This window comes from Pseudomonas sp. NPDC090233 (assembly GCF_044772285.1).
In the GTDB taxonomy this organism is placed as follows: Bacteria; Pseudomonadota; Gammaproteobacteria; order Pseudomonadales; family Pseudomonadaceae; genus Aquipseudomonas.
Window position 1 is genome coordinate 1 of the sequence record NZ_JBIVYQ010000005.1, and the last position, 13,147, is coordinate 13,147.

General features: G+C 63.7%; 10 protein-coding genes and 1 pseudogene. 3 read left to right on the top strand and 8 right to left on the bottom strand.

Annotation, left to right across the window (positions count from 1 at the left end; translation table 11 throughout):
• The 3 genes and pseudogenes from ACIQUF_RS14540 to ACIQUF_RS14550 all read left to right on the top strand — a co-directional run.
• Nucleotides 1-1,434 (top strand): annotated as a pseudogene (locus tag ACIQUF_RS14540) (hypothetical protein); the annotation flags it as partial.
• A 178-nt stretch (nucleotides 1,435-1,612) separates the two neighbouring features.
• A complete protein-coding gene (locus tag ACIQUF_RS14545) occupies nucleotides 1,613-2,431 on the top strand; it encodes a DUF6708 domain-containing protein (RefSeq protein ID WP_403132537.1) in 819 nt (272 codons plus the stop codon).
• A 239-nt stretch (nucleotides 2,432-2,670) separates the two neighbouring features.
• A complete protein-coding gene (locus ACIQUF_RS14550) occupies nucleotides 2,671-3,273 on the top strand; it encodes a DUF6708 domain-containing protein (protein WP_403132539.1) in 603 nt (200 codons plus the stop codon).
• 9 nt (nucleotides 3,274-3,282) lie between these two features.
• Here ACIQUF_RS14550 and ACIQUF_RS14555 read toward each other — a convergent pair whose 3' ends face one another.
• The 8 genes from ACIQUF_RS14555 to ACIQUF_RS14590 all read right to left on the bottom strand — a co-directional run bounded on the left by ACIQUF_RS14555 (nucleotide 3,283) and on the right by ACIQUF_RS14590 (nucleotide 13,116).
• Nucleotides 3,283-3,978 (bottom strand): response regulator, encoded by a 696-nt coding sequence (locus ACIQUF_RS14555; RefSeq protein WP_400799689.1) that lies wholly within the window; start codon nucleotides 3,976-3,978, stop codon nucleotides 3,283-3,285.
• Nucleotides 3,975-6,629: a DUF4118 domain-containing protein gene (locus ACIQUF_RS14560; protein ID WP_403132542.1), complete on the bottom strand. Its 2,655-nt coding sequence runs from the start codon at nucleotides 6,627-6,629 to the stop codon at nucleotides 3,975-3,977. The genes ACIQUF_RS14555 and ACIQUF_RS14560 overlap by 4 nt, the downstream gene beginning before the upstream one ends.
• Entirely contained in the window at nucleotides 6,622-7,182 is a 561-nt protein-coding gene (gene kdpC, locus ACIQUF_RS14565) for a potassium-transporting ATPase subunit KdpC (protein WP_403132544.1), read from the bottom strand. The genes ACIQUF_RS14560 and kdpC overlap by 8 nt, the downstream gene beginning before the upstream one ends.
• Nucleotides 7,183-7,192: 10 nt before the next feature.
• Nucleotides 7,193-9,247 (bottom strand): potassium-transporting ATPase subunit KdpB, encoded by a 2,055-nt coding sequence (gene kdpB, locus ACIQUF_RS14570; protein ID WP_403132547.1) that lies wholly within the window; start codon nucleotides 9,245-9,247, stop codon nucleotides 7,193-7,195.
• A 9-nt stretch (nucleotides 9,248-9,256) separates the two neighbouring features.
• Nucleotides 9,257-10,951, bottom strand: coding sequence for a potassium-transporting ATPase subunit KdpA (kdpA, locus tag ACIQUF_RS14575; RefSeq protein WP_403132548.1), 1,695 nt, complete (start codon nucleotides 10,949-10,951; stop codon nucleotides 9,257-9,259).
• Between the two features lie 9 nt (nucleotides 10,952-10,960).
• Nucleotides 10,961-11,050, bottom strand: coding sequence for a K(+)-transporting ATPase subunit F (gene kdpF / locus ACIQUF_RS14580; RefSeq protein ID WP_033696222.1), 90 nt, complete (start codon nucleotides 11,048-11,050; stop codon nucleotides 10,961-10,963).
• A 212-nt stretch (nucleotides 11,051-11,262) separates the two neighbouring features.
• Entirely contained in the window at nucleotides 11,263-12,309 is a 1,047-nt protein-coding gene (locus ACIQUF_RS14585; protein ID WP_403132551.1) for an AI-2E family transporter, read from the bottom strand.
• Between the two features lie 12 nt (nucleotides 12,310-12,321).
• On the bottom strand, nucleotides 12,322-13,116 hold the full coding sequence (locus ACIQUF_RS14590) for a DUF4892 domain-containing protein (protein ID WP_403132553.1): 795 nt from the start codon (nucleotides 13,114-13,116) through the stop codon (nucleotides 12,322-12,324).
• Nucleotides 13,117-13,147 lie beyond the last annotated feature (31 nt).

Here is a 13,147-nt window from a genome sequence, read left to right on the forward strand (position 1 = left end):
AACCTCAACCCGATCATCGCCAACAAAGCCCACCTGCCGGCGGTGGACATCGAAGACCAGGCCAGGCGTACGACTCAACACAAGCAGGAAGAGGCGCGTGAGCGCCTGGAAGAACGCTACGACGAAAGCGCCCGCGCTGCGTTCCAGGCCGCCTATGACCGGGAGGTCCAGCACTTTCAGGCGAAGATCGATGAGGTCGCCGAGCTCTACGCCGACCAGTACGCCAGCCTGGCGTTCCAGCGGGTCGCTCACTTCGACTACAGCGCCACCAATCCGGCGTCCGTGGAAGACTTCATCATCATGATGGCCGCCTGCCTGGCGGGCGGGCCAACCGAGTCGCTGTCGTCCACCGACACGGCCCTCGGAGCAACGCAATCCATCTGGTACCAGCTGCTCGAAGACCGCAACAGCCTGCTGTATCAGGCCCTCCTGGCGAAAAATCAGAGCCTGCTGCAGCAACTGGCCAAGGCCCTGTCCGGCGATGACCTGGGCAAGGTCTACGACGCCGTCAAGGCCATCAGCGGCAGTGAGGAAGGCAAGCTGTTGATGATCAAGCCGGTGCAGGATGCCATCGGCCAACTGCTCGCCGCGACCGCCAGCGCCAGCAATGCCCTCGGCCAGCACGCGTCCGCGCAGACCCGCAAACTGATCGGCCATGTGCACAGCGCCGCGTTTCTGCTGTATGCCGGGCAACCCATGACGCAGGTCAGGCTCTCGCTCACCGTGGGTGAGTACCTCAGCCTGCTCAACGAAGCCATGCAAGAGCGCAACGACGCGTTTCTTGGCCAGCTCGACAAACAATTCCGCAAACCCGCCGGACGCAAGGTGCGGGCGATGGTGCTCAGCGGGGCGATTCACATCGCAGCGGCGGGTAATCGAAGTCAGCTGGTCGAGGTGATGGTGTGGACGCTGGAAAGTGCCGAGAGCCTGCGAGCGCGGTTGTTGAAGATGCGCGACGGGGCAGCTGGGGGCGTGGGTGAGTTGGTGCGCAGCGTCGCGGTGGGAGGGCAAACCTTGCAGCGCGGTGCCGCGCAGGCGGTTGAAGGGTTGAAAGTGAGTGCGTCAGCGGCGCGGAGTGTGGCGAGCGATGCGTTTCGGGGGTTGCGCGATGCCGCGGGCAGTCCCAGTGGCCCCGGGCTTCTGCTGGCGTTGGGGAGTATGTGGTTTCACCAGGATAGCTTGGGCAGGAACTTCGGGGCGCTGCAAAAAACCTCTCCAAACGATCCTGAGGCGCTGGCCGCGATTTGGTCTTCGACACTGGGGCTGTTAGGAGCAGGTATCGAGGCAACGGGGCTTGCAGTACAGCTGCTCAGGCCCGAGAACACCCTGCCTGGAAGACTTCCCGCCGCTTCACTGGGACGCGCCATTGCCAAATTTGGCGGAGTGATTTCTGCGCTTTCGGGAGCGATGGATACTTTTCAGTATGCGAAGTAAGTCACGACACCAAAAGTGGCGCACTCACAATCTACAACTCGCATCCTTTGAAGGACGATCACTACATAAATGCACTTGTATTCACAGTCACCTACTGGCCCGACAAGCGTGACCATTCAGCCATCGCGAAACTTGTGGTAGTTGAGGATAAAATTAATGCTTCTAGGAGCAATCTTTCATGACACGCCCACTACTAAATCCTCCTTGTACGGGATGGAAGCAAGATCTCCCCACTCCTTATGACGCTCCAATCATCGAAGCGTCATTAGGAAGCAAGACGCCAAACCATCAAGACGATATTTATCTTGAAATTTCTCGCCCCGCTCTTTTAGTGCGGGGATTAATGTCTCTTTTCAGCGTACCCTCGGGCCTGGCTGTCTTACCCATACCAGGAATGATTTTAGACGCCTACCACGAACACGACACTGCTTTTATGATTACTGGCCCCCTCCTGATCTTACTATGTGTCTGGATGACGATTTTTACCCTCCGAGTCGACATTTCACCCCCGAGAGACGAGCCAATCCGCTTCAACCGAGCTCGCCAAAAAATGTATGCCTACAACTTCAAGCATCGGTGGTGGAACCCCTTCGAAAAGTGGGAAGTGATACCTGTAAGTTATGACTGGTCCCAAGTACGCGCGGAACGCTGGTCGCAAACCGGCACCCTCCCAAATGGCGGCCTGATTTTCAAATGGGGGGTCATGCTCTCCATCATTGAGCCAGGCACTAACAACGTCATCGACCGCTTCCGCCTCAGCACAATGTGCGCTGACGAATACCTCTGGGCCTACGTGTGCACCTACATGCAACAAGGCCCATCCGCACTCCCGCCACCAGGACCGCCGAAAGACCACAACGACGTCCTCTGGTGCGAGGTCGCATTGCGTCTCGCCCCTGAAGTCGCCTGGCCTGCGGACATGGACCAGGAATCAAGAACAGCACCGCAAGAGCTAACGTCTATTGGCACGGAACTTAATTCAACTCAACAAACGTAGCCGCAATGGCGTGAGAAACCGCCAGCACTAGCAATTCTTGAAGACAAAATTGAGACCATCCAGAGAGATTTCGTATGACACGCCCACTGTTAGACTCTCCTTGTACTGGGTGGAAGCAAGACCTTACCACTCCTAATGACGCTCCAGCCCACGAACCGTTATTGGGTGATAAGACGCCAAATCATCAAGACACTATATACCTTGAGATATCGCGCCCAATCACATCTGCAAGAGGACTTATGTCATTTCTCTCATTACCTATGGGCATCTTAACCCTACCCCTCCCAGGAACGATTTTAGATAGCTATACCGACAACGACATATCATCTATGATCATCGGACCAATCGTACTAGCACTTTGCATATGGGGTATTGTTATTACTGTCCGCGTCGACATATCGCCACCCAGAGATGAACCTATCCGCTTCAACCGCGCCCGCCAAAAAATCTACGCCTACAACTTCAAACATCGATGGTGGAACCCCTTCGAAAAATGGGAAGTGGTACCTGTAAGCTATGACTGGTCCCAAGTACGCGCCGAACGCTGGTCACAAGTCGGCGCACTCAACGGCGGAGTGATATTCAAATGGGGGGTCATGCTCTCTATTGTTGAGCCAGGCACTAACAACGTCATCGACCGCTTCCGCCTGAGCACAATGTGCGCTGACGAATACCTCTGGGCCTATGTGTGCACTTACATGCAAAAAGGCCCATCCGCACTCCCCCCGCCTGGGCCGCCCAAAAACCACAACGACGTCCTCTGGTGCGAGTTCGCATTACGCCTGGCTCCCAAAGTCACCTGGCCTCCGGAGATGGACCAGGAATCAAGAACAGCGCCATAAGCAGCAGCGTCAGTGAGAGGGCGCCACCAGCCTGTAACCAACCCCCGCCTCGGTAATGATGAACCGAGGCGCCGTCGGATCATCCCCCAGCTTCTGCCGCAAATGCCCCACCACGATCCTCAGATAATGGGTGTCCTCCACATGCGTCGGCCCCCAGATATCCTTGAGCAACTGCTGCTGGGTAATCACCCGCCCCGGATGACCGGCCAGCTGTGCCAGCAGTGCGTACTCCTTGCGGGTCAGCGCCACTTCTTCGCCATTCAGCGTCACCTTGCGAAAGGCAAAGTCCACGCTCAACGGCCCGAAACTGGCCACCACCTCGCCGCCACCCGCCTGCGGCACCTGGCGCAACAGCGCGCGCACGCGGGCGAGGAATTCCTGGATGCCGAACGGCTTGGTCACGTAATCGTTTGCCCCGCCATCCAGCGCATCGACCTTCTGCACTTCACTGGCGCGCACCGACAGCACCATGACCGGCACAGCGCTCCATTCACGCAATTCGCGCAGCACCTGCTGGCCGTCCATGTCGGGCAGGCCAAGGTCGAGCACCACCAGGTCGGGCTTGGCCAGGGCCGCTTGGGCCAGGCCTTCGCCGCCGGTGGCGGCTTCGATCACCTTGTAGCCCTGGGAAGTCAGGCTGATGCGCAGGAACTTGCGGATCTGCGGTTCGTCATCGATGACCAGGAGGGTCGCGGACTGGCTCATGGGGCTTCGCTTTCGGCTTCGGGTTGAGTGGGCAGCGGCAAGCATAGTGTGATGCAGGTGCCGTGGCCATCGATGCCTTCGCCGACCAGGATCTGCCCGCCGTGGGCGCCGATCATGCCCAGGCAGATGGCAAGCCCCAGGCCGGTGCCCTGCCCGCCCCGATCGCCGCGGGCGGCGGTGTAGAACATGTCGAAGATCTTCTCGCGCTCGGCCACGGGGATGCCGGGGCCCTGGTCGCTGACGGCGAAGCGCAATTGCTCGTCAACCACCGACACTTGCAGGTCCAGGCGGCCTTGGGCGGGTGAAAAGCGCGCGGCGTTTTCCAGGACGTTGATCAGTGCCTGTTCGATCAGCGCCGCATGCACGAATAGCAGCGGCAATTCGGCGGGCACGTCGGTGTGCACGCGCAGCGGCGCCAGCACTACGCGCAGGCGATTGAGAGCGCTGCCGACGATATCGGCGGGGGCGACCCAGTCGCGGGCGAGTTTGAGACCGCCGTGGCCCAGGCGGGTCATGTCCAGCAGGTTCTGGATGTAGCGGTCGAGGCGTTCGGCTTCGTTGCGGGTGCCTTCCAACAGCTCGCGGCGGTCTTCGACGGGGATGGCTTCGCCCAGCGCCAGCAGGCTGTCGATGCTGCCGCGCATGGCGGTCAGCGGGGTACGCAGGTCGTGGGACACCGAAGCCAGCAAGGCGCTGCGCAACTGCTCGGTTTCGCCATGCAGGCGGGCCGCTTCCAATTGCTCGGCCAACCGCGCGCGGGCCAGGGCCTGGGCCAGGGGTTGGCCGAGGGCCATGAGCAGGCGGCGGCGTTGGGCGCTGAGCGGGTCGCCGGAGCGTGGGCGCACGCCCAGCAGCGCCAACGGCTGATCATCGACGTTCAGCGGCCACCACCACCAGCGCCCGTTGGGCAGGGTGTCGCTGCCGTGTCCGGCGGCCTGGCCGTGTTGCCAGGCCCATTCGGCGGCGGCTCGTTCGTTATCGCTCAGGGCATGAGCTTCGCCGCTGGCCACCTGTAATAGGCCTTCGGTGTTGCGTTCGAGCAGGCAGACTTGCACGTCCTGCCAGCCGTCGAGGTGCTGGCCGGCGGCGTTGAACACGGCCTGGCGGTCGGCCGCCACGGTCAGGCGCCGCGACAGGTCGAGCAATTGATTGGTCTGCGCCTGGGTTTCACGCAGCGCCTGCAACTGGCGGCGCTGGCGCGCGGCGAGGTTGCCGGTGAGCGCGGCCATCAGCAGGAAGAACACCAGGGTCAGCACGTCTTCTTCGCGCTGGATGGCGAAGGAGAAGTTCGGTGGGATGAACAGGAAGTCGTAGGTCAGGAACGACAGCGCAGCACACGCCAGGGCCGGACCCAGGCTGCTGCGCACCGCAACCAGCAACACGGCAGCGAGGAACACCAGCGAGATGTTGGGCAGCGCCAGCACACTGGAGACGGCCCAGGACAGGCCTGCCGCCAGTGCGGTGGCGACCAGTGCCAGCAGGTAGTGACGCCATACCCACACGCGCTGCACAGCGGTACTCGCCGGAGCCGGCTGAGCATCGCGGTCGAGCACGTTGATTTCCAGCCCGTGACTCTCACGCAGCAGCCGCGCCGCCACGCCTGCACCGAACAGGCGGCGGCGCAGGCGATCACGCGACTGCCCGACCAGCACCAGGCTGGCGCGGCGTTCGCCGGCATGCTGGATCAGCGTGCGCGCCACTTCACCGGCGCGCAGCAGCACCACTTCCCCGCCCAGACGCTCGGCCAGTTGCTGCGCGGCCTGTAGACGCTGCCGGGCGGTTTCGTCACGCAGCCGGCCGTTGTCGACGTGCACCAGGCTCCAGGGCAGGTGCCGCCGCTGGGCGACCCGACAGGCATGGCGCACCAGGCGTTCGGCCTGGTCATCGCCATCGACGCCGACCAGCAAGCGCCCGCGCAGGGCCGGGGCCTCCTGACCACGCTGGCGGTAGCCGTGGGCCAGGTCGGCATCGACCTGGGCGGCGGCGGTCTGCATGGCCAGTTCGCGTAGCGCGGTGAGGTTGGTCTGGGAGAAGTAGGCATCGATCGCCGCCCTCGCCTGCTCGGGCACATACACCTTGCCTTCGCGCAGACGCTCGAGCAGTTCACGCGGTGGCAGGTCGATCAGCACCAGCTCGAAGGCTTCCTGCAGCACCCAGTCCGGCAGCGTTTCGCGCACCTGCACACCGGTGATGTCGCGGACCTTGTCGTTGAGGCTTTCCAGGTGCTGGACATTGACCGTGGTGTACACGTCGATGCCCGCGGCGAGCAGCTCCTGAACGTCCTGCCAGCGCTTGGCGTGGCGGCTGCCGGGCGCGTTGGTGTGGGCCAGTTCGTCGACCAGGGCCAGGGAAGGTGCGGCCTTGAGCAGGCCGTCGAGGTCCATTTCCTCCAGGGTGACGCCCCGGTATTCGCTGCGCAGCAACGGTTGCTGAAGCAGGCCGCCAAACAGCGATTCGGTTTCGGCGCGGCCGTGGGTTTCGACCACGCCTGCCAGCACCTGAACGCCCTGGCGCTGCTGGGCGTGGGCGGCCTGGAGCATGGCGAAGGTCTTGCCGACACCGGGGGCGGCGCCGAGGAATACCTTGAGCCTGCCGCGCCCTTCACGCGGCAGGTTGGCCAACAGCGCGTCTGCGCGGGTTGCGTCACTCATGCTTCATCCTTAAACGCTCCAATGCCTGGTTCAGCGCCAGAACATTAACCACGGGCGGGCCGATCAATGGGTGGAGGGTGGCCTCTTCCAGCAAGGCTTGCAAGCGTTCGACCGGCACCTTGCGGGCCGCCGCCACACGGGGAATCTGGTAAGCAACCGCTTCCGGTGGCAAATGCGGGTCCAGGCCGCTGCCGGATGTCGTCAACAACGCTTGCGGCACCGGCCCCTGCTCAGCCTGGTACAGCTTCGCGGCATCACTCCCCACCCGCTCAGCCAATGCCGGGTTGCTTGGCGACAGGTTGCTGGCACCACTGGCCACGGTGGCATAAGCCCCTGCCGATGGCCGTGAATGGAACCAGCCATCGCCCTGGAAATCCTGGGCAATCAGCGCCGAGCCTCGGACCTGGCCCTGCTCGTCGCGCACCAGGCTGCCATTGGCCTGCTCAGGGAATGCCACCTGGGCGATACCGGTCACCGCCAGCGGATACAGCGCACCGGTTACCGCCGTCATCAACAGGATCAGGCTCAACGCCGGACGTAGATAAGTGTTCATGGTGGCCTCCTCAGACCAGGTGCAGGGCGTTGAGCAGCAGGTCGATCACTTTGATTCCGGCAAACGGCACGATGATGCCGCCCAGGCCGTAGATCAGCAGGTTGCGTCGCAGCAGGTGGGCAGCACTGGCCGCCTGCACGCGCACACCGCGCAGCGCCAGCGGGATCAGCACGATGATGATCAGCGCGTTGAACACGATCGCCGAGAGGATCGCGCTCTGCGGGCTGGCCAGGTGCATCAGGTTGAGCACGCCCAGTTGCGGGTAGATGGCAGCGAACAGCGCCGGCAGGATGGCGAAGTACTTGGCCACGTCGTTGGCGATGGAGAAGGTGGTCAGCGCACCCCGGGTCACCAGCAGCTCCTTGCCGACCTGCACCACGTCCAGCAGCTTGGTCGGGTCGCTGTCGAGGTCAACCATGTTGGCTGCCTCGCGGGCTGCCTGGGTGCCGTCATTCATGGCCATGCCCACGTCGGCCTGGGCCAGTGCCGGCGCGTCATTGGCGCCGTCGCCGCACATGGCCACCAGGCGCCCGTCGTTCTGCTCCTGGCGGATGCGCGCCAGTTTCTTCTCCGGTGTGGCTTCGGCCAGCACGTCGTCCACACCGGCCTCGGCGGCGATGGCGGCAGCGGTCAGCGGGTTGTCGCCGGTGACCATCACCGTGCGGATGCCCAGTTTGCGCAGCTCGGCGAAACGCTCGCGGATGCCGGGTTTGACCACGTCCTTGAGGTGGATCACACCGAGCAGGCGCTTGTCCACGCACACCAGCAGTGGCGTGCCCCCACTCTGGGCGATGCGCTCGATTTCGCGGGCCAGTGCCGCCGGCATCTCCAGGCGTTGCATGCCGACGAAGGCCAGTACCGCATCGACCGCGCCTTTGCGGTAGCGATGCTGCTGCAAGTCGATGCCCGACAGGCGTGTCTCGGCGCTGAAGGCAATGGCTTCAAATTCCCCGGCTGCAGGCTCGATGAAATCGTGCAGCTGGCGCAGGTACTCGACGATCGACTTGCCTTCGGCGGTGTCATCGGCCAGCGAAGCGAGCAAGGCACCCTCCCCCAGTTCCTTGGCGGTGACCCCGGTAGCCGCGTGCAGGGCGCTGCAACGGCGGTTGCCGAAGGTGATGGTGCCGGTCTTGTCGAGCATCAGCGTGTGCACGTCACCGGCGGCCTCTACCGCGCGGCCCGAGCGGGCGATCACGTTCAGGCGCACCAGGCGGTCCATGCCGGCGATGCCGATGGCCGAAAGCAACCCTCCGATGGTGGTCGGGATCAACGTCACCAGCAAGGCGGCGAGGAAGATCAGCGGCAGGCTGCCACCGGCGAAGTGGGCGAACGGCTGCAGCGTCACTACCACGATCAGGAAGATCAGGGTCAGGCCGATCAGCAGGATATCCAGCGCGATCTCGTTGGGGGTCTTCTGCCGCTTGGCGCCTTCGACCAGGGCGATCATGCGGTCCAGGGTCGACTCACCGGGATTGCTGGTGATGCGGATCAGCAACCAGTCGGAGACCAGCCGCGTGTTGCCGGTAACGGCCGAGCGGTCACCACCGGATTCGCGGATCACCGGTGCGGACTCACCGGTAATGGCCGCTTCGTTGACGGCGGCGATGCCTTCGAGCACTTCACCGTCGCCGGGGATCATCTCACCCGCCACGACCCGCACCACGTCATCCTTGCGCAGCTGGCTGGCGGTGACGGTCTCGAAGCTGCCATCGCGCTTGCGGCGCTGGGCCGTCAGGCCCTGGCTACCGGCCTTGAGGCTGTCGGCGCGGGCTTTGCCGCGGCCTTCGGCCAGCGCTTCGGCAAAGTTGGCGAAGAGCACGGTGAACCACAGCCACAGGGCAATCTGCACGGCAACGCCAGTGCTCACCCCACTGCCGGGGGCGAAGCACAGCAGCGTGGTCAGCACGGCGGTCAGGGCGACCACCAGCATCACCGGCGAGCGTTTGAGCTGACGCGGGTCGAGCTTGACGAACGCTTGCACCAGCGCCGGGCGCCACAGCGCGGCGAAGCGGGTCTGGTCCTTGGCGCTGCGCGAGGCGTTCACTTCAGGAATGGGCATGTTCATGTTCGATCCTCAGAAACCCAGGCTCAGGTGTTCGGCGATTGGCCCAAGGGCCAGGGTCGGCAGGAAGGTCAGGCCGCCCACCAGCAAAATGGTGACCAGCAACAGGCCGGTGAACAGCGGGCCGTGGGTGGGGAAGCTGTTCAGCCCCTGCGGCGCGCTTTTCTTCGCCGCCAGGCTGCCGGCCAGGGCCAGGATCGGCAGGATGTAGCCGAAGCGCCCAATCAACATGGCCAGGCCAATCATCACGTTGTGGTACACCGTGTTGGCACCGAACCCGGCGAACGCCGATCCGTTGTTGGCGGTGCCGGAGGTGTAGGCGTACAGCAGCTGGCTGAAACCGTGCGCGCCTGGGTTGGTGACTGCACCAGCAGGGCCTGGCAGGCTGGCGGCGATGGCGCCGAGCACCAGCACGCCAACCGGCATTACCAGCAGGGTAGCCACCAGCAGCTGCACTTCCCGCGCCTGTAGTTTCTTGCCGAGGTATTCCGGCGTGCGGCCAATCATCAAGCCCGCCAGGAACACGGCGATGAGCACGAACAGCAGCATGCCGTAAAGCCCCGCACCGACGCCGCCGAAGATCACCTCGCCGACCATCATGTTGACCATGGCGACCATGCCGGTCAGCGGGTTGAGGCTGTCGTGCATGGCGTTGACCGAGCCGTTGGACGCTGCAGTGGTGGTCACCGTCCACAGCACCGAGCCAGTGGTGCCGAAGCGGCTTTCCTTGCCCTCCATCGGCGCGCTTTGCTGGACCTGCGCGCTTTCAAGTGCTGGGTTGGGCTGGTGCTCCGACCACAGCGCGGTGGCGCCGCCGATCAGGAATAGGCCGAGCATGCTGGCCAGGATTGCGCGACTCTGGCGCAAGTCCTTGACGTAGTGACCGAAGGTAAACACCAGGGCGACCGGGATGAGAATGATCGAGGCGACCTCGAACAGGTTACTCCAGGCCGTGGGGTTCTCGAACGGGTGCGCGGAGTTGACGCCGAAGAAGCCACCGCCGTTGGTGCCCAGCTGCTTGATGGCAATCTGGCTGGCGGCTGGCCCCAGCGGGATGGTCTGGTCAGTGCCTTGCAGGGTGACGGCGTGGGCGTAGTCGGCAAAGGTCTGCGGTACGCCCTGCCACACCAGCAGCAGCGCCAGCAGCAGGCACAGTGGCAGCAGGCCGTAGAGGGTGGCGCGGGTCATGTCGACCCAGAAGTTACCGAGGCTGGTAGTTGAGCGCCGGGCTATGCCACGGCACAGCGCTACCAGCACGGCCAGGCCGGTAGCGGCGCTGACGAAGTTCTGCACAGTCAGGCCGAGCATCTGGCTCAGGTAGCTGACCGACGCCTCCCCGCTGTAGGCCTGCCAGTTGGTGTTGGTGACGAAGCTGACCGCCGTGTTGAACGCCAGCGACCATTCCTGGCCGGGCAGGTGCTGCGGGTTGAGCGGCAGGTAGCCTTGCAGCAGGAGCACGGTGAACAGCAGCAGGAAGCCGGCCAGGTTGAAGGCCAGCAGGGCCAGGGTGTACTGCTTCCAGTTCTGTTCCTGCTCGGCGCGCACGCCGGCCAGCCGGTAGCAGCCCTGCTCTACCGGCCCGAGCACGGGGGTCAGCCAGGTACGCTGGCCTTCCATGACCTTGTAGTAGAACCGCCCGAGCCAGGGTGCCGGCAGCAGCACGATGGCAAAGAAAGCCAACAGCAATAAGTAATCGTAACTGTGCATGGCCGCTCCCTAGCTGCGATCGGCGCGCAGCAGCGCGACCAGCAGGTAAACCGCCAAGGCCACTGCCAGAAGCAGTGACAGACCGTCGAGCATGTACATGAGTGAAACTCCCCGTAGTGCGGCGTTGACCGCTTTGGGGGAATTGTCCGCGGGAGGGGTGTAAAGGGGCGAGATTGAGGGAGTGGAGTGGGAATAAAGAATGCGTAAAGATCAGGTTTTTGGGTTGTTTGTGCCGGCCTCATCGCGGATGAATCCGCTCCTACGGGGATCCGTGTAGGAGCGGATTCATCCGCGATGAGGCCGGCACAAGCTTACCGCTGAGCCGGTGCCGAATTGCGACTCCAGTCCAACAGCAGGCTATATCCGACAGCCAGCAAAGTCGGCCCGATGAACAGGCCAATGAAACCAAAGGCAATCAACCCGCCGAACACCCCAAGCAGCACGATCACAAGCGGCAAGTTACCTCCCCGACTGATCAGGTACGGCTTGAGCACGTTGTCCACGCCGCTGATGACGAAGGTGCCCCAAATGCCCAGGAACACCGCCATACCGTAATCGCCTTGCCACACCAGCCAAGCGGTCGCAGGAATCCACGCCAGCGGCGGTCCCATGGGGATCAGGCTGAGCATGAAAGTCACCAGGCCCAGCACGATCGCACCAGGGACGCCGGCAATCAGGAAACCGATGAGGGCCAGCAGGGCCTGCGCCGCTGCAGTACCGATCACACCGTTGACTACCCGTTGCACGGTGCCCGCAACCAGGTCCAGGTAATACTCGGCACGGTCACCCACCAGCCGGTTGAGCAAACGCAGCACGAACGCTGACAGACGCGGCCCGTCGCGGTAGAAGAAGAATACGAAGATCAGGCTCAGGGTGAGTTCCAGCACACCGCTGCCGATCTGCGCACTGCGCGCCAGCAGCCAGTTGCCCACTTGGCCGAAGTAAGGCTTGGCCGAAGCGATCAGTGCCGCACCCTGCTGGTCGAGCGATTGCCACCAGCGCACCAGGCGCTCACCGACAAGGGGAATGCCTCCGAGCCATTCCGGCGCATCGGGCAGGCCGTCCACCTGTACATCGCGCACGAAGGCGGTGGCGTCGCGAATATGATCCGCCAGGTTGAAGCCCAGCCATACCAGCGGCAAGGCTACGATCAGGATCCAGGCTGTGGTCAGCAGGCTTGCGGCCAGCGTTTCGCGCCCGCCCAGCACACGTGTCAGCAGGCGCATCAACGGCCAGCTGGCAAAGGCCAGAATCGCCCCCCATAGCAGGGCAGAAATGAACGGCGCCATTACCCACAGGGCAGCGCCGAGCAAGGTCAGCAGGATGATCTGGATCAGCAGGCGATCATTGTTGGCCATGGTGGCGCTCATTCAACGGATCAGTTCCAGGTGCAGGCCATCGGTAGGGGCGGTGCCGACTTCGAGCCGGTTGCTGCGTACCCCTGCCTTGACCAATTGCTCGCGCCAGGCCTCGGCTTCTTTGCCGCTGAGGCTGGCACGCAAGGTGCTGTCCAGGTTCAGGCTGCGGCCCAGCAAGGTGACCCATGCCGGCTGCGGGGTGCTCAAGTCAGGGTAGTCGAGCTTGCCGGTGTCGCGCATTTCGCGCAGAACCGTTGCGGCGGTGGGCAGCAGCTCGCCCAGCGGGCTGCCGGCGACGAACTCTTCAACATGCAGGTAGGCACGGCGGTTGCCGCGCGTCACGCTGTAAAGCGCCACCAGGGTATCGGCCTCTTCGGCGGAACGGCGCAGGAGGATGAAGGCCTGCTGCTCGTCACCGCCGTTGAGACGGGCATTGGCGAACACATCGTTGGCCCATAGGCTGGCTTCGCCGCAATCGCGGCCCTGGCACCAGAACAGCGGATAACCGCCCTCACGCTGCAATTCTTCCCTCGCACTGGTGAACGCTTCGCGTGCCGTACGCTCGACCGGCAGTTCATAAGTGACGGAGCTGACCTGACCGCGGCTCTCGACTTTGTCATCGACGCGCAGGCGGCCGCTGATCTTGCGCAGCGGGCCCATGGGGTAGATGCGCTCCTGCTCGACTGCCGGGCGCTGGTCGACCACCTTGGCGTCCACAGGGACTGGCAGGCTGCCGGCCCACAGCAATGGACTGGCAAGCAGCAGGCAGGCACTAACGGCAGTGCGGATGGAAACGGGCGCGCTCATCGGCGGCCCAGGCGGCGACCGGCGCCGAAGT